Annotated in this window: 22 protein-coding genes; 18 read left to right on the forward strand and 4 right to left on the reverse strand. The window is 65.8% G+C overall.

The genetic code is table 11. The annotated features are described in order from the left end of the window. Positions 1-55 precede the first annotated feature (55 nt). From ACZ46S_RS12555 to ACZ46S_RS12565, 3 genes are all read right to left on the reverse strand, one after another. Complete coding sequence (locus ACZ46S_RS12555; protein WP_464061989.1) at positions 56-1,948, reverse strand: potassium transporter Kup; 1,893 nt, start codon at positions 1,946-1,948, stop codon at positions 56-58. Positions 1,949-2,058: 110 nt separating this feature from the next. Beyond that, on the reverse strand, positions 2,059-3,168 hold the full coding sequence (gene mltA, locus ACZ46S_RS12560) for a murein transglycosylase A (RefSeq protein WP_464061990.1): 1,110 nt from the start codon (positions 3,166-3,168) through the stop codon (positions 2,059-2,061). A gap of 1 nt (position 3,169) precedes the next feature. Further along, complete coding sequence (locus ACZ46S_RS12565; protein WP_464061991.1) at positions 3,170-3,844, reverse strand: Tim44/TimA family putative adaptor protein; 675 nt, start codon at positions 3,842-3,844, stop codon at positions 3,170-3,172. 127 nt (positions 3,845-3,971) lie between these two features. Between ACZ46S_RS12565 and ACZ46S_RS12570 the strand changes: the two genes are divergently transcribed. From ACZ46S_RS12570 to ACZ46S_RS12585, 4 genes are read left to right on the forward strand one after another with little or no spacing between them, the layout of a single operon-like run. Then, complete coding sequence (locus tag ACZ46S_RS12570; RefSeq protein WP_464061992.1) at positions 3,972-4,502, forward strand: histidine phosphatase family protein; 531 nt, start codon at positions 3,972-3,974, stop codon at positions 4,500-4,502. Continuing rightward, positions 4,502-5,260: an N-formylglutamate amidohydrolase gene (locus tag ACZ46S_RS12575; protein ID WP_464061993.1), complete on the forward strand. Its 759-nt coding sequence runs from the start codon at positions 4,502-4,504 to the stop codon at positions 5,258-5,260. Before ACZ46S_RS12570 ends, ACZ46S_RS12575 begins: the two co-directional genes overlap by 1 nt. Next, complete coding sequence (locus ACZ46S_RS12580) at positions 5,257-5,907, forward strand: cysteine hydrolase family protein (protein ID WP_464061994.1); 651 nt, start codon at positions 5,257-5,259, stop codon at positions 5,905-5,907. The genes ACZ46S_RS12575 and ACZ46S_RS12580 overlap by 4 nt, the downstream gene beginning before the upstream one ends. Positions 5,908-5,912: 5 nt before the next feature. Next, a complete protein-coding gene (locus tag ACZ46S_RS12585; RefSeq protein WP_464061995.1) occupies positions 5,913-8,441 on the forward strand; it encodes a glycosyltransferase family 2 protein in 2,529 nt (842 codons plus the stop codon). A gap of 44 nt (positions 8,442-8,485) precedes the next feature. Here the strand turns inward: ACZ46S_RS12585 and ACZ46S_RS12590 are convergent, their stop codons facing one another. After that, positions 8,486-8,818: a helix-turn-helix domain-containing protein gene (locus ACZ46S_RS12590; protein ID WP_026438922.1), complete on the reverse strand. Its 333-nt coding sequence runs from the start codon at positions 8,816-8,818 to the stop codon at positions 8,486-8,488. Positions 8,819-8,918: 100 nt separating this feature from the next. Between ACZ46S_RS12590 and ACZ46S_RS12595 the strand changes: the two genes are divergently transcribed. The 14 genes from ACZ46S_RS12595 (at position 8,919) to ACZ46S_RS12660 (ending at position 18,931) form a co-directional block, all read left to right on the forward strand. Beyond that, complete coding sequence (locus tag ACZ46S_RS12595) at positions 8,919-9,209, forward strand: AsnC family protein (protein ID WP_295742152.1); 291 nt, start codon at positions 8,919-8,921, stop codon at positions 9,207-9,209. Then, entirely contained in the window at positions 9,206-9,610 is a 405-nt protein-coding gene (locus ACZ46S_RS12600; protein WP_464061996.1) for a DUF6362 family protein, read from the forward strand. The genes ACZ46S_RS12595 and ACZ46S_RS12600 overlap by 4 nt, the downstream gene beginning before the upstream one ends. Before the next feature lie 147 nt (positions 9,611-9,757). Next, positions 9,758-11,077, forward strand: coding sequence for a phage terminase large subunit (gene terL / locus ACZ46S_RS12605; protein ID WP_464061997.1), 1,320 nt, complete (start codon positions 9,758-9,760; stop codon positions 11,075-11,077). Positions 11,078-11,097: 20 nt separating this feature from the next. Further along, the gene (locus ACZ46S_RS12610; protein ID WP_464061998.1) at positions 11,098-12,492 is read left to right on the forward strand and encodes a phage portal protein; all 1,395 of its coding nucleotides are present in this window, start codon (positions 11,098-11,100) and stop codon (positions 12,490-12,492) included. Then, positions 12,489-12,878 (forward strand): hypothetical protein, encoded by a 390-nt coding sequence (locus tag ACZ46S_RS12615; RefSeq protein WP_464061999.1) that lies wholly within the window; start codon positions 12,489-12,491, stop codon positions 12,876-12,878. The genes ACZ46S_RS12610 and ACZ46S_RS12615 overlap by 4 nt, the downstream gene beginning before the upstream one ends. Before the next feature lie 87 nt (positions 12,879-12,965). After that, the gene (locus tag ACZ46S_RS12620) at positions 12,966-14,288 is read left to right on the forward strand and encodes a DUF4043 domain-containing protein (protein WP_464062000.1); all 1,323 of its coding nucleotides are present in this window, start codon (positions 12,966-12,968) and stop codon (positions 14,286-14,288) included. Between the two features lie 12 nt (positions 14,289-14,300). Further along, the gene (locus tag ACZ46S_RS12625; protein ID WP_008494737.1) at positions 14,301-14,609 is read left to right on the forward strand and encodes a hypothetical protein; all 309 of its coding nucleotides are present in this window, start codon (positions 14,301-14,303) and stop codon (positions 14,607-14,609) included. Next, positions 14,609-15,004, forward strand: a complete 396-nt coding sequence (locus ACZ46S_RS12630; RefSeq protein ID WP_464062001.1) for a hypothetical protein — start codon at positions 14,609-14,611, stop codon at positions 15,002-15,004. The genes ACZ46S_RS12625 and ACZ46S_RS12630 overlap by 1 nt, the downstream gene beginning before the upstream one ends. Before the next feature lies 1 nt (position 15,005). Next, a complete protein-coding gene (locus ACZ46S_RS12635; RefSeq protein ID WP_464062002.1) occupies positions 15,006-15,650 on the forward strand; it encodes a hypothetical protein in 645 nt (214 codons plus the stop codon). Next, the gene (locus tag ACZ46S_RS12640) at positions 15,650-16,480 is read left to right on the forward strand and encodes a hypothetical protein (RefSeq protein ID WP_464062003.1); all 831 of its coding nucleotides are present in this window, start codon (positions 15,650-15,652) and stop codon (positions 16,478-16,480) included. The genes ACZ46S_RS12635 and ACZ46S_RS12640 overlap by 1 nt, the downstream gene beginning before the upstream one ends. Positions 16,481-16,487: 7 nt before the next feature. Then, a complete protein-coding gene (locus tag ACZ46S_RS12645) occupies positions 16,488-16,628 on the forward strand; it encodes a hypothetical protein (RefSeq protein ID WP_008494732.1) in 141 nt (46 codons plus the stop codon). 3 nt (positions 16,629-16,631) lie between these two features. Continuing rightward, complete coding sequence (locus tag ACZ46S_RS12650) at positions 16,632-18,185, forward strand: phage tail protein (protein WP_464062004.1); 1,554 nt, start codon at positions 16,632-16,634, stop codon at positions 18,183-18,185. Between the two features lie 15 nt (positions 18,186-18,200). Beyond that, a complete protein-coding gene (locus ACZ46S_RS12655; protein ID WP_008494730.1) occupies positions 18,201-18,629 on the forward strand; it encodes a hypothetical protein in 429 nt (142 codons plus the stop codon). After that, positions 18,629-18,931, forward strand: a complete 303-nt coding sequence (locus ACZ46S_RS12660) for a hypothetical protein (protein WP_464062005.1) — start codon at positions 18,629-18,631, stop codon at positions 18,929-18,931. Before ACZ46S_RS12655 ends, ACZ46S_RS12660 begins: the two co-directional genes overlap by 1 nt. Positions 18,932-18,951: the final 20 nt, after the last annotated feature.

Here is an 18,951-nt window from a genome sequence, read left to right on the forward strand (position 1 = left end):
GAGCAAAAGTTTTTGGGGGTGTGGGGACTTTTTTCAAAAAGTCCCCACGACTTACTTACACCGCGATCCGCACGCCCAATTCCACCACCCGGTCCGAGGGAATACGGAAGAATTCCGTGGCGGTGACGGCGTTGCGGGCCATGAACAGGAACAGCCAGCGGCGGATGAAGCGCAGTTTCGGCACCGAGGCCGGGACCACGGTTTCGCGGCCGAGGAAGTAGCTGGTCTGCATGGCCTTGAACTCGATCCCCTGCCCGGTCAGGCTTTCCAAAGCGCGCGGCACGTTCGGGCTTTCCATGAAGCCGTAATAGAGGGTGACTTTGTAGATGCCCGGCGAGGCTTCATCGAGATGCACGCGCCCGCCAGGGTCGGCCTGGGGGACGTCCAGGTTGCGGACGGTGACGAAGAAGACCTGCTCATGCAGCACCTTGTTATGTTTGAGGTTATGCAGCAGGGCGTTGGGCACGTAGTCGAGATTGCCGGTCATGAAGACGGCGGTGCCGGGGACGCGGACGATGCGCGATTGCGGCAGCCGGTTGAGGAAGGTGGCGAGCGGCAGGCTGTCCTGCATCCAGCGGGCCATGATCAGGCTACGGCCGCGCCGCCAGGTGGTCATGATCAGGATGATGCTGAGGCCGATGGCCAGCGGCACCCAGCCGCCTTCGAAGATTTTCAGCGAATTGGCGGCGAAGAAGGCGAAATCGACAATGCCGATGGCGCCGAAGACCAGGATGGTGGCCAGGCGCGACCAGCCGAACTGGCGGCGATAGACGAAGGCGGCCAGGGTGTTGTCGCACAGGAAGGTGCCGGTGACGGCGATGCCGTAGGCCGAGGCCAGAGCTTCCGAGGAGCGGAAGGTGAGCACCAGCAGCAGCACGCCGATGGCGAGGATGGTGTTGATCTGGGGCACGTAGATCTGCCCCTGCTCGCTTTCATTGGTGTGGCGGACCTCCATGCGCGGCAGCAGGCCGAGCTGCACGCACATGCGCGAGACCGAGAAGGCGCCGGTGATGACCGCCTGGCTGGCGATGACGGTGGCGAGCGTGGCGAGCACGATCAGCGGCACCTGCAGCACGTGCGGGGCGAGCTTGTAGAAAGGGTTGTCGGCGGTGTTGGGGTGGGTGATCACCAGCGCGCCCTGGCCGTAATAATTCAGGAGCAGGCAGGGCAGCACGAAGAACATCCAGGAGATGCGGATGGGGCGGCGGCCGAAATGGCTCATATCGGCATAGAGCGCCTCCGCCCCGGTGACGGCCAGGACGACGGCGCCCAGGGTGAGGAAGGCGATCTTGTCGTGCCGGATGATGAAGCTGGCGCCGAACCAGGGGTTGAGGGCGACCAGCACCTCAGGATGCTGGACCAGCTGGAACAGGCCGAGCAGGCCGAGGCAGAGGAACCAGAGCACCATCACCGGCCCGAAGGCGCGGCCGACCATGGCGGTGCCGTGGCGCTGCACCAGGAACAGCCCGGCGATGACGGCGATGGCGATGGGCAGCACGGCCTCGCTCATCGAGGGGGCGACGACCTCGATGCCTTCCACCGCGGAGAGGATGGAGATGGCCGGGGTGATCACGCCGTCGCCGAAGAACAGCCCGGCGCCGACGATGCCGATGATGCCGGCGGCGGCACGGGTGCGCTCGCTGCGGGCGACACGGCTGGCCAGGGCCATCAATGAGAGGGTGCCGCCTTCGCCGTTATTGTCGGCGCGCATGATGAAGGTGACATATTTCAGGGTGACGGTGAGGATCAGCGCCCAGGTGATCAGCGAGAGCACCCCCAGCACGTCCACCGCCTGCAGATGCGGGCCCTTGAAATAGGCGATACAGGATTGCAGGGCGTAGAGCGGGCTGGTGCCGATATCGCCATAGACGACGCCAAGCACGCCGATCAGCGCGGACATCTTGAGTTTTTCCGGCACGCCGCCGGAAGAGGTTGCGCTGGAAGTCATTCAGATTGTCCCTGTCGGCATTGTGCAGCCTGTAGCCGGTTGGCTGGCGCTGAACAAGCCAGGCGGGCGGGGGCCGCGCGGCCTCGGGAAAAAGGCCGGCGCGGGGCGCGTCATGCGGCGGGTTGGGGCTTGGGCAGCAGCAGATAGAGTGTCCCGGCCTGGCGCATCGAGCCGGCGATCTGCTCGGCATCGGCGCCGGCGCCGAAGAAGATGTCGGCGCGGTCCGGGCCGTGAATGCCGCCGCCAGTGTCCTGGATGATGGCGAGCTGGTCCATCGCGCGGCCGGTCACCGGGTCGGTGGTGGCGATGAAGAGCGGGGCGCCGAGCGGCAGGGCGCCTTTGTCCACGGCCACCGAGCGGCCGGCGGTGAGCGGCACGCCGAGCGCGCCGGGGGCGCCCTCATTCGCCGGCAGGTTGCCGAGCGGGCGCATGAAGACATAGCGCTGATTCTGCTCCATCACCTCGCGCGCCTGGTCGGGATGGGATTTCAGCCAGGCGGAGATGGTCTGGTAGCTGACATCGTCGGGTTTCAGCGCGCCCCTCTGCACCAGCACGCGGCCGATCGGCGTGTAGGGCTGGCCGTTCTGGCCATCGAAGCCGACGCGCAGGATGCGGCCATCGGGCAGCAGGATGCGGCCGGAGCCCTGGATCTGCAGCATGAAGGCATCGACCGGGTTGGTGACATAGGCGGTGACCGGCGCCTTGCGGGTGAGCGCGCCATCGTCAATCTCGGTGCGGGTCAGGTTGGCCAGGGCGGCGACCGGCGGCTTCGCGTAGAGCGGCACCTCATAGCCGGGGCGCTGGTTCTTGGAGCCGGGGAATTCCGGCTCGAAATAGCCGGTGACCAGCGCCTGGCCGGGGATTTCATAGGCCTGGAACCAGGTGGTGAAGAAGGCGCGGGCGGCGGCGAGATCGCCGGGGGGCACGGCCTTGGCGGCATTGCAGGCGGGCTGCCAGAGCCCGGCCTGGCCGGCGCGCTCCTGCGCCAGGCCGGTGCCGCCCAGGGCGCTGTCCGGCGGCATCAGCGCCAGCTGCTTGCAGCTGATGACGAAGCTGGCCAGGGCGGCTTCCTGATTATCCTGCTGCCAGCCGGGCAGGCTGTTCAGCGCCACAATGCGGCCGGGGGCGGCGTTGGGGCCGGTTTGCGCTTGTTGCTGGGGGATCGCACAGGCGCTGAGGGCCAGGGCGCTGGCGAAGGCGAGGGCGTGGCGGAGCTTCATGTTACGCGCTGCGGGCCGCGGCCAGGCGCCAGTTTTTATCCGGCCCGCGCAGCTGCCGCTCGAAGGTCCAGAGATCGCTGACATCGCCGGTTTCGGCGCTGCCGGGGATGGGGGTGCCGGACGGGTCCAGCTTCTCGTTGGTCTGGGTGGAGATGAAACGCACCACCACCCCCGCGAGATCGCCGCTGAGCTGGGCGTCCTCGATGCTGATCGAGGGGATGGATTTGATTTCGGTGCGCTGGCGCTCGCCGGCGGCTTCGCGCGCGGCGATGGCGGCGGTGAAGGTCTCGTACACGTGCGGGGTGAGCAGGGCCTGCAGCGCCGCGCGGTCGCCATTGGCGAAGCCGGTGACGATGGCGCGGAAGGCGGCCTCAGCCTGGGTGATGAAGTGCGGCGGGTCGAATTGCGGGTCGTTATTGACGATCTGCATCAGGCGCTGGCCGAGTTCGGAGCGCGGGTCCGGCACGTCGCGCCCGGTTTGCGGCGGCAGGGCCTGGCCCTCGATCACCGGGGCGGCGGCGCGGCCGGGCGGGGGCGATTGCGGCTTTTCGAAGCCGACGCGCTTGCCGAGCACGGAGCGCAGCCGCAGCACGAGGAAGATCGCGATGCCCGCGAAGATCACCAGGGCGACGGGATACCCGCCGAGCGATTGGAGTGCGTTATCGGCCACTGTCATCCTCTATTCATAGACCAGACTGGCGCAACCGGTTTCGCTGCGCAAGGAGGGGCGCCTGTTGGCGTGGGGGCAGACATATGTTGCAATGGGCCATCCCGGCAAGCCGGGCAAATTTGAAGGAAGTTTCATGTTCCTGCTCCGCCATGGGCAAAGCTATTTCAATCTGCATTTCACCGCGACCAAGCGCGACCCAGGGATCGAGGATCCGGAGCTGACGGAGCTGGGGCATCAGCAGGCCCGCGCGGCGGCGCAGGCGCTGCAAGGGGCCGGGATCACGCGGGTGATCGTCTCGCCCTATACCCGCGCCTTGCAGACGGCGGAGCCGTTTCTGGCGCTGCCGGGGGTAAAGGCCGAGGTGCTGCATGAGGTGCGCGAGCGCACCGCGTTCGTGTGCGATATCGGCTCGCCCCCTGCCCTGCTGGCGACGCGCTTTCCCCATCATGAGTTCGGGCATCTGCCGGCGCGCTGGTGGCATGAGGAGACCGAGAGCGAGGCGGCGACAGAAGAGCGCGCGCGGGCCTTCCGGGCGGCGATGGCGGCGCGGGAGGACCATGCGAACACCTTGCTGGTGAGCCATTGGGGGTTTCTGCTGGCGCTCACCGGGCGCTCGGTCGCGAACGGGGAATGGCTGGACTATGACCCGGCGGAGGGGCGTTGATGGGGCTGCTGCAGGCGGATGAGCCGCCGGTTTACGAGATTTTGCGTGAGGACGGGGCGAGCCCGTTTCTGCTCACCGCCGACCATGCCGGGCGTGCGATCCCGCGCGCGCTGGGGGATCTGGGGGTGGGGCCAGAGGATATGGAGCGGCATATCGCCTGGGATATCGGCATTGCCGGGGTGACCAGGCGCTTGAGCGCGGCGCTGGATGCCACCGCGATTTTGCAGAGCTATTCGCGGCTGGTGATCGATTGCAACCGGCAGCCGCATTGGGCCAGCGCCTTTCCGGAGGTGAGCGAGGCGACGCCCATTCCCGGCAATATCGGGCTGGATGAGGCGGGCCGTGCGGCGCGGCGGGCGGCGATTTTCGACCCGTATCACGGCGCGATCGGCCGGATGATCGCGGCGCGGCCGCGCACGGTTTATGTGGCGATGCATAGTTTCACCCCGGTATTTCTGGAAAAGGCGCGGCCGATGCAGGTGGCGGTGCTGTATAACCGCAATCCCCGGCTCTCCAAGGCGCTGGCGGATCTGCTGCGGGCCGAAGGGGACCTGGTGGTGGGGGAGAATGCGCCTTACCGGGTGAGCGATGAGAGCGATTACGGCGTGCCGGTGCATGCCGAGGGCAATGGGCTGGATTATCTGGAAATCGAGATCAGGCAGGATCTGATCGCGCAGGAGGCCGGGCAGGTTGAATGGGCGGCGCGGCTGGCGCGGCTGCTGCCTCCTGCCCTGGCATCGCTGGAGGCGCTGGCATGAAGGATTTTGGCCTGAGCCGGGATGTGCCGGTGGTGCCCGCCCAGACCGCGCTGCTGGTGATCGACGCGCAGAATTATATAATGGAGGATGGCGGCGAATATGCCGGCATCGACCCGGCCGAAAAGCAGGCGAAATACGGTTTCTTCTTCAAGGAGATGCGGGCGCGGGCGATCCCCAACATGCAGAGGCTGATCGCGGCCAGCCGCGCGGCGGGGATCGAGGTGATCTATACGGTGATGGCGGCGCTGACCCGCGATGGGCGCGATCTCAGCCTGGATTACAAGATTACCGGGTTTTTCTGCCATCATCAGAGCTGGGATGCGCAGGTGATCGAGGAACTGGCGCCAAGGGGCGATGAGATCGTGCTGGCGAAGGGCTCGTCCTCGGTATTCATTTCGACCCACATCCATTATCTGCTGCGCAATATGGGCAAGAGCCAGCTGATCATCACCGGCGCGCTGACCGACCAATGCGTGGATTCCGCCGTGCGGGATGCGTGCGATCTCGGCTATCTGGTCAGCCTGCCGGTGGATGCGGTGGCGACCCAGACCCAGGCCCGGCATGACAGCGCGCTGTTCAACAACAAGGGCTATTGCCGGCAGCTGACCACGCGGGCGCTGCTGGACGAAATCGCGAAGGCAGGGTGAGGCGAATGGCGCGCAAGATCGTGAAGGCTCCGGCGGTGCGGCCCGAGCGTCAGCTGCTTTGTTTTCTGGATGTGATCGAGACATCCCGGCTGGAAGGCTGGGCGGTGGATTTCGACAAGCCCGCCGAGAGCCTGAAGCTGCGGGTGATGATCGACGATGCGATCGAGGATGTGATCCTCTGCGATGGGCATCGCGACGATGCGCGGCTGGTCAACCAGGCGAATAGCCGGATTGGTTTCACCTATGACATTCCCGAGCGCTATTGGGACGGGGTGCGGCATCGCATGCGCTTTGTGACGCTGGACGGGGCGCTGCTGCCGGTGAGCACGCGCGCCGGCGGGGCGGTGGAGGAATATAGCTTCGTGCTGAGCAAGCCGGTGCGCTTGATGGCCACGGTGGATGGCATGGTGGACGGGCTGATCCAGGGCTGGGCGCTGCGGGTGGATGATGCGGCCGGCACCAAGCTGGGCGGGGTGCGGGTGCTGGTGACGCATGAGGGCCAGCCGATTGCCGAGCTGCTGGCGGACCAGTTCCGGGGCGATGTGGCGCAGGCGGTGGGCGGCGATGCGGCTTGCGGCTTCGCCTTCGCGCCGCCGCCGGCGCTGCGCCGGCGCGAGCAGGTGAGTTTGAAATTCTTTGCCCTGCCGGAACGCGAGGAGCTGACCGGCAGCCCGCTGGAGATCTCCTTCCCCGGGGATAATGCGCGCGAAAAGATCGAACAGCTGATCCAGCGCACGGATGAGCTGTTCAGCTTCGCTTATCATCTGAAGAAGGAGTTGAAGGCGGCGATCCCGCGGGAGCGTTATCTGCTCGCGGATTATCCGCGCTGGGCGCTGGAGAGCCGGCCGCTGGCCTTGCCCCGCGCCCGCGCCACATACGGGGTGCGGGATGTCTCCGGGGTGAAGGTTTCGGTGATCTGCCCGGTTTACCGGCCCGGCGTGGGCGACTTCCTGGCGGCGGTGGATAGCGTGAAGGCGCAGACCCATGAGAATTGGGAGCTGCTGCTGATCGACGATGCCGGCGGGGACAAGACGCTGAGCGCGGTGATGCGCGACCTGGCGGCGGCGGATGCGCGCATCAGGCTGATCGAGCGCAGGAAGAATGGCGGCATCGCGCGCGCGACCAATGACGGGCTGAAGGCGGCGAAAGGGGCGTTCATCGCGTTTTTCGACCATGATGATCTGCTGGAGCCGGGGGCGCTGGAGATCATGCTGCTGGCGCAGGCGGCGAGCGGGGCGAAGCTGCTTTATTCCGACGAGGACAAGGTGGAGCGCGGCGGGGCCTTCAGCGAGCCGCATTTCAAGCCGGATTTCAATCATCGCTTCCTGCTGGAGGTGAATTATATCTGCCATCTGGTGCTGGTGGAGGCGAAGACCCTGCGCGCGGCGGGCGGGCTGGATGCGGCTCTGGACGGGGCGCAGGACCATGATCTGCTGTTGCGGCTGGTTGAGGCGCTGGAGCCTGGCGAGATCCATCACGTGCCGGAGATTCTCTACCATTGGCGCAAGACCGCCAGCTCCACCGCGGCGGCCGGGACCGGAGCGAAGCCGAAGGCGGCGCTGGCCGGGGCGGCTTCGGTGGCGGCGCATCTGGAGCGGCGCGGGCTGCCGGCGAAGGTGAGCCCGCGCGGCGGGCTGACAATGTATCAGGTGGATTGGAAATTCCCGGCGGCGCAGGTGAAGGCGCAGGGTGTGTCGATCCTGATTCCGTATCGCGACCATGTCGAGATGACGCGCGAATGCGTGGAGGCGATCCGCGCGCATACCAAGGGTGTCACCTACGAAATTCTGTTGCTGGATAACTGGTCGACCAGCCCGGAGGCGGCGGCATTCGCGGCGGAGCAGGCGAATATCGAAGGCACGAAGGTGCTGCGGATCGCCGAGCCGTTCAATTATTCGCGGATCAATAATCTTGGCGTGGCGGCGGCGAAATATCCGTTCCTGCTGTTCCTGAATAACGACGTGTTTGTGGGCGAGCCGCGCTGGCTGCGGCGGATGCTGGATGAGGCGCTGGCGGATGCGGCGGTGGGCGCGGTGGGCGCGAAACTGCTTTATCCTGACGGGACCGTGCAACATGCCGGCGTGGTGCTGGGGGTTGGCGGCGTGGCCGACCACGCGTTTCGCGGGTTGGGCGGCGAGGCGCCCGGCTATATTGCCCACGCCATAACGGCGCAGGAGGTTTCGGCGGTGACGGCGGCCTGCATGTTAGTGCGCAAGAGCGCCTTCCTGCAGGTGGGCGGCTTCGATGAGCATGAGCTTTCGGTGGCGTTCAACGATGTGGATCTCTGCGTGAAGCTGCGCCAGGCGAAACTGAAAATCATTTTCATGCCGGATTCAGTCGCGGAGCATCGGGAAAGCATCAGCCGCGGCGATGATTTCGACCAGGCCAAGCTGGCGCGCTTCATGTTTGAGAATGAAGTGATGCGTCAGCGCTATGAAAACGTTTTACCGTTCGATCCTTATTACAACCGGAATTTTTCACGGGAGAGCGGCGTCTACCGCGAGTTGCGGTTGTTGCGGCCGGGCGAAGGCTGAGGGCGTTGGGTTGAACTGTACCGATTTGACACAAATCGGAAAGTTCAGCTGCGCGCCAGCCGGCGTGCGGTGAGCAGCAACATGCGTCGGTCCTCGGCCGAGCAGGCGCGGTAGAGGCGCATCAGGGCCAGCTCGTCCCCGACCAGGGAGCCGGTTTCCCCGGAGACCAGATAGCCCAGCGAGGTGTTGAGAACCTTCGCGATTTTCTCCATGTTTTCTCGAATTTGCCCGGCGCGGTCGGTCTCCCACTGGGCGATGGCCGAGCGGGAGACATTCAGTTTCGCGGCGAATTCATCTTGAGTCATGTTGGCGGCGAGACGCAACGCCCTGATCCGTGCCCCGACTGTTTCAGCGGGAAGCTGCTTCTTTGCTGGCATAGAGACACTCTAACAGGATGACGCCCAAACTCAATGTTAGTATTTCTTGACATAAAAAGTTAGAGGTAATAACAACACGCAACGACCAGAGGAGGACGGGATGCCATTGCCGAGACTATGGAAACCTGAGGCCGACCAGGTGATTTGCGAGATGCGCGGACAGGGCGCGACCTGGGCTTCGATTGGGAAGATCCTGGGATTGTCGCGCAATACCGTGATTGAGCGGGGGCGGCGGTTGCGCGCGGCGCTGCCGCCGCGTGCACCGCAAATGCCTCGCAACCGCGACGAGGAGGGGCTGGATGACCCTAACCGGCCGCCCTTGCGCGCTGGCCATCCGTTAACCTGGGGATTGCTGACCGATGAGCCTTATCCGCAGGGAGATGAGCGATGATGACGGAAGGTGAGATCATCGCGCGGCTGGAAGAGGCCGGGGCGACGGTGCTGGCGATGCCGGGGCGGGGCTATTCCACCGGGCTGCGCACGACCCGGCTGGAGGTGGTGCATACCGCGCTGGATGCCTATGGCTGGCAGACCCCGCGGCTGCGCGCCCCGGCCCCTGACGCGGCAGCACTTGGCCGGATGGATGAAGCGTTTTCCTGGCTCGCTTTCATTCCTGAGCAGAAATATGTGATCCGCAGAATTGTCGGGGCGCGGGCATTGGTGCATCCGCTGACCGGGCGGCATCTCTATCCCTGGCGGCGGCTGGGAGAGATGCTGGGGGCGGACCATAAATCCATCCAGCGTTGGCATAGGCAGGGGATCGGGATGATCGCGGCGACCGGGATTAAATAATTTTTCTAACATTGCGTTATTTTGTTATTGCCCATCCGCCCCGTTTTGGATTAGGAATGTTTATATACTGGTTATCCGAAACAAGGCGGGGCCTTCATCGAACAGCAGAGCGAGGCGGCGGGGTTTCTGGGCTTCGCGCGGCGTGCGATGGAGGAGCTGGAGCAGAGGCCGGCAAAGCATCATCAATGGCTGATCGGCCATTTGCAGGATGTGGCGGATGGCGGATGCGACCGGCTGATGGTGCAGATGCCGCCGGGGGCGGCGAAATCCACTTATGGATCGGTGCTGTTTCCGGCCTGGTTTCTGGCACGGCAGAAAAACGCGCAGGTGATCGCGGCGGCGCATACCGCCTCGCTGGCGCATTATTTCGGGGCGCGGGTGAAGGCGGTGCTGGCCCGGCACGGCGCGGCGCTGGGGGTGGAAATCGCCAGGGCGGCGAAAGCCGCCTCGCGGTTTTCGCTGGCGGGGGGGCAGGAATATTTTTCCGCAGGGGTGCGTGGGCCGATTACCGGGCGGCGGGCGGATCTGATCATCATCGATGATCCGGTGAAGAGCTGGGCGGAGGCGGAGAGCCAGGCGCAGCGGGACATGTTGTTCGACTGGTACCGGGCCGAGCTGACGGCGCGGTTGAAGCCGGGCGGGCGGATCGTGCTGATTATGACGCGCTGGCATGAGGATGATCTGGCCGGGCGGCTGCAGGCCACCGAAACGGGGTGGCGCTGTTTGCGGCTGCCGGCTTTGGCGGAGGCGGGCGATCCGCTGGGGCGCGCCCCTGGCGAGGCGTTGTGGCCGGAGCTGTTGAACGCGGATGCGCTGGCGCGCCGGCGCGCGGAAGTGGGCGAGCGTGCCTTCGCGGCGATGTATCAGCAGGCGCCGCAGGCGAAGAATGCGGGGCTGTTTCGGGTGTCAGGCATTGCCCGGCTGGCGGCGGCGCCGGAGGTGCGGTTGTGCGTGCGGGCCTGGGACCTGGCGGCGAGTTCTGCCGGGCTGGGGCGGCGGCCGGATTATACGGTGGGGTTGAAGCTGGGGCTGACCGAGGAGGAGCGGCTGGTGGTGCTGGATGTGCGCCGCCTGCAGGGCTCGCCAGCCGAGGTGGAGGCCGCGATCAAGGAGACGGCGCGGCTGGATGGGGCTGGGGTGGTGATTTCCTTGCCGCAGGATCCTGGCCAGGCGGGGGCGGCGCAGATTGCGCTGCTCTCTCGCGGGCTGGTGGGGTTTCGGATCATTTCCAGCCCTGAGCGCGAGGCCAAGCTGGTAAGGGCGATGCCGGCGGCAACGCAGGTGGATGCGGGGAATCTGGCTTTGGTGGCCGGGGGCTGGAATGACGCGTTGCTGGCGGAGATGCGGGAATTTCCGCATGGCGGGCATGATGATCAGATCGATGCGCTGTCGCGCGCGGTGAATAGTTTGGCAATTTTGGTGCCGCCGCCTGCCAGGCGGCTGAATGTGCCGTTGCTCAGCCGATAACGGAAGGGTTTGCACGCTTCATGTTCGATATGATTTGCAGCACCATGCCGGTGGATGCGGCGCTGCCGACGCGCGTGGCGCGGTTGCAGGCGCTGAAGCGGGTGTTGGATGGCACGCTTTATGACGATCTGCCCTATCAGTTTCACGAGGAGCGGAACGGGGCGGGGGAATATATTCCGCTGCGCTTGCGCCGGCCCTCGGTGCGCTACGGGCTGTGCCGGGTGGTGGTGGAGGATTCCGTGGCGCTGCTGTTCAGCGCTGGGCATTTTCCGACCATCGAGGCGCCGGAGGCGGCGTTGGGGCGGGTGCTGGCGGATATTTTCGCCGAGGCGCGGCTGAATGAGGTGATGATCGACGCGGCGTTGCGTGGGGCGGTGGGCTCGGTGGCGCTGCTGTTCCGGGTGCTGGGCGGGCGGGTGTTTTTCTCCGTGCTGGAGAGCTTGTATCTGACGCCCATCTGGCGGGTGGATGTGCCGGATGAGCTGGCGCGGGTGAGTGAGCGCTACAAGGTGAGCGGCGCGGATTTGCTGGCGCAGGGCTATGAGGATGTCGACCCGCTTGGGATTTACTGGTTTCAGCGGGTCTGGGATGCGCAGGAGGAGATTTGGTATCTGCCCTGCCCTGTCGATGATCCTGCTGCGACGCCGGTGAAGGATGAGGCGCGCAGCGTGGTGCATGGGTTGGGGTTCGTGCCGGTGGTGTGGGTGCGGAATCTGCCCGGTGGCGAAGGCATTGATGGGGCCTGCACGTTTCGGGCGGCGATCGAGACGAATATCGAGATTGACTACCAGCTTTCGCAGGCCGGGCGGGGGTTGAAATATAGCTCCGATCCGACGCTGCTGATCAAGGAGCCGGCGACCAGCGACAGCGAGATCGTGAAGGGTGCGGGCAACGCCTTGGTGGTTTCCGAGAAGGGCGATGCCAAGCTGCTGGAGATTGGCGGCACCGCGGCGGAGGCGGTGATTGCTTATGTGCGCACGCTGCGGGAGTTCGCGCTGGAAAGCGTGCATGGCAACCGGGCGAGTGCGGAGAAGCTGGCGGTGCCGCAATCCGGCCGGGCGCTGGAGATGATGAATCAGGGGCTGATCTGGCTCGCCGATAATTTGCGGATTTCTTATGGCGAGGGCGGCATTCTGGCGCTGGCGCGGATGGTGGTGAAGGCGTCCGCGCTGTTTGCGTTGAATGTGCGCGGCGCGCCGGTTGGGGTGCTGGATGAGACGCAGCGGCTGAGCTTGCGCTGGCCGCGCTGGTATCCGCTTTCGGCCGATGACCGGCTGAAGGAGGCGCAGGCGGTGGCGACGCTGGTGGGGGCGGGGCAGATGTCGCGCGAGACGGCGGTGCGCAGTGTGGCGGCGAGCCATCAGGTGAATGATGTCGAGGCGGAGCTGAATGCGATCGAGCAGGATGAACCATGAGCGATGATGTGAATGAGGGTGAGGCCTGGAAGCTGCGGGCGGAGGCGGCGGAGGCGGCGCTGGCCCGGGCGGAGGAGACGGCCAGGGCCAGGGTGGTGCAGGCGGAGTTGAAGGCGGAGGCGATCCGGGCGGGGATGATCGATCTCGATGGGCTGAAGCTGATCGACCCCGAGACTCTGCGGATGAATGAGGAAGGCGGGGTGGAGGATGCCCCTGCCTTGCTGGCGGATCTGAAGCGGGCGAAGCCGTGGTTGTTCGGGGCGGGGAAATCTTCCTCGGCGGCGGCGCGTGCGCCGCGGCCGGAGCCGCCGCGCCAGCGCCATGCCAATGAGATGAGCCGCGAGGAGTGGCTGAGCGCGCGCGCCGCGTTGCTGCGGCGGCGCTAACGAAACGTTATTTTTGATCGTTGCCTCGTCGCGCCTGGCGCGGCGGGCTTGGTGGTTCACGTCTGAAATCTGGAGATTTACGAGGCAATGGGGATTCAGAATTTCCCGGCTGCGCTGCAGCCGATCATTCAGCAGGGCTTTCTGGAGCGCGAGTTTGAGACCGCGCTGAAATCCAGGCTGGGCTATCGCATGATCGCCGATCGCGAGGAATTCGCGGTGGGGATCGGCGAGACGCTGACCAAGACAAGGGCGGGGTTGAAGCCGAGCGTGACCACGCCGCTGGCCGCCGCCAGCAACACCAATCTGGATAATGGGCTCACCTCCAGCAATTGGGGTGTGGAGCAATATACGATTTCGCTGAATTTCTATGCCGCGACGCAGGACCTGAATATGGTGACATCGCGCGTCGGCATCGCCTCGCAGTTTTTGCAGAATGCCGCGACCAATGGCGAGCAGGCGGCGCGCAGCCTGGATGAGCTGGCGCGCAACGCGCTGTTCGCCCCCTATTTCGGCGGCAATACCAGGGTGCTGACCACGCTGGGGGCGGCGGGGCCGAGCATCGAGGTGGATGATATTCGCGGCTTCCAGACCGTGTTCGTCAACGGCGTACAGCAGGCGGTTTCCGCCGCCAATCCGCTTTCGGTGAGCGTCGGGGCGGATCTTTATTCGCTGGTGGGGGTGGTGGCGGATGCGACCAATATTTCGAGTGCGCCGAACGGGATTTCCGGGCAGCTGAGCTTCTCGACCAATGTGAGCGTGGCGGATGGCGCCGCCGGCAATGCGGTGCAGGCGGCGACGGCGAGCCGCATCGTGCGTCCGGCCAGCCGGCTGACCACCGCGGCGCTGCAGGCGACCGACACGCTGGCGATGGCGAATTTGCTGGACGCCGTGGCGCTGCTGCGGCGCAATGCGGTGCCGACGGTGGATGGGGTTTATAATTGCTATCTGGACCCGGTTTCCGCCCGGCAGCTTTTTGCCGATGCGGATTTCAAGCAGCTTTTCCAGGGCGCGACATCGTCCAACGCGGTGTTCCAGCAAGGGATGGTGAGCGACTTTCTGGGCTTGCGCTTCATCACCACCACCGAAGCCTATGTGCAGGCACATCCTTCGATCACCGGGCTGAATGTGCGCCGGCCGATCGTGTGTGGGCAGGGGGCGCTGATTGAGGGCGACTTTGCCGGGATGGCGGCGGATGATGTGGCGCCGAAGGACAGCCTGGTGCAGGTGATCGACGGGGTGGCGATGGTGACGCGCGAGCCGATCGACCGGCTGCAGCAGATCATCGCGCAGAGCTGGTATTGGATTGGCGGATTCTGTGCGCCCTCCGACACCACCACCACGCCGACCACTGTGCCCACCGCCACCAACGCGAATTTCAAGCGGGCGGTGATGCTCGAGCATGTGGGCTGAGGAGGCGGCGCCATGGCAAGCGGTGCAACCCAACCTTTCCGCCCGGCCGGGACCGTCGCGGCCAGCGCCTCCACCAGTGCGGTGAATGTGGCGCTGGCGGGCGGCGGCCAGGCGGTGCTGGTTTATAATGCCAGTGCCGCCACCGCCTTCTTCCGGCTGGGCGGGGCCAGCGGGCTTTCCGCCAGCGGCAGCGATACGCCGGTGCCGGCGGGGGCAAGAATGCTGGTGGATGCCGGGCCTTTCGTGACCAACGCGGCGGTGCTGCTGAGCAGCGGCACCGGCACGGTCTATTTCACCCTTGGCGATGGGGATACCTACTGATGAGCGGCACCCTGCCCACCGGCTTCAGCGATGCGCAGAAGGCCGATCTCAGGCGCTTTTGCGGCTATCCGGCCTATGGCGCCGGGGCGGCGGGGTTCAGCTCCTGGCGGTTCTTTCAGGCCTACGGCACGCTGGAATACCGGATGAATAATCTGGCGCCGGCGGAGGTGGCGGTGAGCCTGCAATATCTCTCCACCCTGGCGACGCTGGAGGCGGCGATCCCGCCGACCTCCGATAATCTGGACACGGAGAGTGCCGCGGCCTGGACGCATAATGCCGATGAGCTGCGCGACCGCACCAATCTGTTCGATGGCTGGCGGCGCCGGCTGTGCGGGTTTCTGGGCGTGCCGCCCGGCCCGGCGCTGGCGCAGGCCGGCGTGACCTTGGTGGTTTGAGATGGACGGGGTGCGGCTGGCGGACCGGCTGGCCTATGGGGCGGGGCTGGCGGCGCGGCGTGTGGGGTTTCTGCATGACGCGTTTCGCCCGGCCGGGCCGGTGGCGCCGCTGGCGCTGGAAAACCGCTTCCTGCGGCTCTGCGTGGCGTTTGTGACCCAGGCGGGCAGCGTGGGGGAGCCGAGCGGGTTTGGGGTGCCGTATCGCCAGGCCTGGGCGGATTGGTCCTATCTGCGGGTGGGCGATTATCTGGCCGGGCCGGAGGGGATTGGTTTCATCGCCAGTATCGAGCCGCCGAAGCCGATGCTGGTGGTGATGGGCAATGGCGCGCTGACATTGGTGCGGCCAGGTGGGCAGACGCAGCCGGGTCTGACCGGCTATGGCGCCGTGCAGGTGGCGACGGAGACGCCCTTATTCACCGGCTTTCCCGCCAGCCTGCTGGCCGGGGGGCTGGGCGACCGCACGCGGGACGGGCTGCCCGATGATGGCCGGGTGCCGGGCTTTGTGGCGCTGCTGCCGGTTGTGGACGCGGTGGTGCCGCAGGTGGCGGATATTCTGATCAATGAGCGGGGCGAGCGTTATGCGCTGACCGGCATCGAGGCGGTTGGCGGCATCTGGCGGCTCTCCTGCGTACAGGCGGTGCGCTGATGGCGGATCTGGCGGATGTGGAGGCGGCGCTGGCGGGGGTGGCCGCGAATGCAGTCTATCCCAACGGCACGGCGGGGCCGAGCGTTCTCGGCGTGGACTGCAAGATTTATCGGGGCTGGCCGCTTTCGCCGCTGCTGGATGCGGATCTGGCGCAGGGCATGGCGCATGTGAGTGTGAGCGCCACCGAGACGCCGGCGAAGATCACCACGCGCTATCCGCGGATCTGGCAGACGCTGAGCCCGGCAAGCGGCAGCTTGAGCGTGGCGGTGAGCGGGGTGAGTGCGAGCTTTTCCGGCAGCTGCTCGACCGGTCTGCTGGCCGGGGTGCTGGTGGACGGGCAGAGCTATGCCTACGCGGTGCAGGCGAATGACAATGCGCAGACGGTGGCGAGCAATCTGGCGGCGCTGCTGCGCCAGGGTGGCTGGATTGTGAATTATGCCGCCAGCACCATCAGCGTGCCGCAGGCGGTAAGGTTTGTCGCACGGGTGGTGGCCGGCGCCGGGGCGCTGCAGGAAATCCGCAGGCAGATCCAGGAGATCAGGGTGGCGATGTGGTGCCCCTCCCCTGCCCTGCGCGATGCGCTGGCGCCGGTTCTGGATGCGGCGCTGATGGCGGATGAGTTTGTGGCGCTCGCCGATGGGTCCTCGGCGCGGATCAAATTCGCCAATACGCTGAGCAGCGACAATGGCGGCAATGCCGCACTCTACCGGCGCGACCTGGTCTATGCGCTCGAATACCCGACCACGCTGGCGCAGCAAGATCCGGCGATGCTGTTCGGAACCATGGCGGCCACCGTCAACACGGTTGTGCTGGGAACTTATCAAAGCTGAGGCAGACATGAATTTTCATCTGGTGGTGTTGAAGCCGTTTGGCACGTTCAAACGGGGCGATCTGATTACGGATGCCGCGACCGTGCTGAAGGTGCTGGGCGGCGGCAATGCGGCCTCGGTCGTGCGCGTGTTGGCGAAGGGGGCTTGAGGGATGCCGATTGTTCAGCAAGGGGCGATCAATACCACCGCCCTGGTGGTGCCGGATCTCTATGTGCAGATCGTGCCGCCGCAATCGCTGCTGTTGAATGGCGTGCCGACGGATATGCTCGGCGTGGTGGGCACGGCGAGCTGGGGGCCGGTGGGTGAGCCAACGGTGATTGGCAGCATGAGCGATTATGCCGCCGCCTTCGGGCCGGTGATGGCGCGCAAGCATGATATGGGCACCCAGGTGGCGACCGCCGTGCAGCAAGGGGCGGCGAATTTCCGCTGCGTGCGGGTGAGTGACGGCACCGATACCGCCGCCAGCCTGACCGTGCTGGGGGCGATCACCTTTACCGCCGTGCATACCGGCAGCACGGGCAATCAGCTGACCCTGACGCTCTCGGCCGGGTCCGCCGCCAATAGCTGGCGGCTGACGGTGGCGCTGCCGGGGCAGAGCCCGGAGGTGTTCGACAACCTCACCGGCAGCGGCGCGCAATTCTGGCAAAATCTGGCGAATGCGGTGAATAGCGGCAATGGCGTGCTGCGCGGGCCCTCGCAGCTGGTGGTGGCGAGCGCGCAATCCGTGCAGGCGACGCCGACGCCCGGCAGCTACCCGTTCGCGGGCGGCACGCCGGGCAGCGACGGCGCCAATGGCGTGACCGCGGCGACGCTGGTGGGCTCTGACACCGCGCCGCGCCTGGGCATGTATGCGCTGCGCGGCCAGGGCTGCGCGATCGCGCTGCTGGCGGATACCGATGATCCCACGCAATGGAGCGTGCAGATGGAATTCGGCCTGTCCGAAAGCGTCTATATGATCCTGACCGGGCCGGCGGGCGATACGATCGCCAACGCGGTGGTGGTGAAGGGCGAGGCGGGGGTGGATTCCTATGCCGCGAAGATGATGTTTGGCGATTGGATCTATTGGTTCGACCAGGCCAATGCGGTGATCAGGCTGGTTTCGCCGCAGGGTTTCGTGGCGGGGCGGCTGGCCAATCTTTCGCCGGAGCAGTCTTCGCTGAACAAGCCGCTTTATGGGGTGGTGGGCTCGCAGAAATCCGGCCAGCCGGGGAGTGCGACGGCGACGACCTATGCGAGCGCTGATCTCGCCGCGCTGCTCAGCGCGGGGATTGACGTGATCGCCAATCCGCAGCCGGGCGGGGCCTATTGGGGGGTGCGCGGCGGGCATAATTCGTCCTCGAGTGCTGCGGTGAATGGGGATAATTATACGCGGCTGACCAACTATATCGCCGCGACCTTGCAGGCCGGCATGGGCGGGTATGTCGGGCAGCTGGTGAACAGCACGCTGTTTCAGAAAATCCGTGCCACGCTGCTGGCCTTTCTGAACGGGCTGCTGCAGCAGGGGATGCTGGGCAGCACCGATGGCAGCACGCCCTTCGCGGTGATCTGCGATGTCAGCAACAACCCGCAGAGCCGCACGGCTCTGGGCTATGTGCAGGCGGATGTGCAGGTGCAGTACCAGGCGATCAACGAGAAATTCATCGTGAATGTGCAGGGCGGGCAGACGGTGCAGGTGAGCGTGCAGACCGTGCCGGTTTCGGCCTGAAGAGAGGGATGAGACATGCCGTTTAACACATTTTCCGTTGGCAGCGACTGCCAGATTGTGGTGATGGGGCCGTTCGGGCGGGTGGATCTGTCGCATGTCACCGGCTTTGAGGCGAGCCAGGTGACGCTGCCCTTGCGGGTGGACCGGCTGGATGGGGTGCAGCTGGGGGCGGAGCTGCCGAAGGGCTGGAATGGCAGCTTCATGCTGGACCGTGGGTCCTCCGCCGCCGATGATTTCATCGCGCAGATCGAGGCGGCCTACCTGAACGGGCAGAGCATCAATGGTGGCACGCTCTACCAATATGTGAATGAGCCGGATGGCTCGACCTCGACCTACCAGTTCAACAACGCCGTGTTCAAGCTGGCCTCCGCCGGGTTGTACAAGGGCGATGCGACGGTGACGCAGCGTTTGGATTTCTTCGCCTCCAGCCGGACCAAGGTGTGATGGCGCAGAGCGTGACGGATGCGAAGGGCCGGGTGATCGAGCTGCGGCGGATGGGCGTGCTGGAGCAGCTGCGGCTTTATAAGCTGCTGGGGCCGGAATTGTCCGAGAACCGCGCTTATATCGGGCTGGCGCGGATTGCCGCCGCGGCTGCCTGCGTGGATGGCGTGCCGTTACCGTTTCCGGGCAGCGAGGCGGGCATCGAGGCGGCGCTGGAGCGGCTGGATGAGGAGGGCGTGGCCGCCGTGGGCGAGGCGCTGCTTGCGGCTGAGCCGGCTGATCTGGCGGCCGTGGCGGGAAACTGAGCCGGCACCCTGGGCTAACG

The organism is Acidocella aluminiidurans, assembly GCF_055383125.1.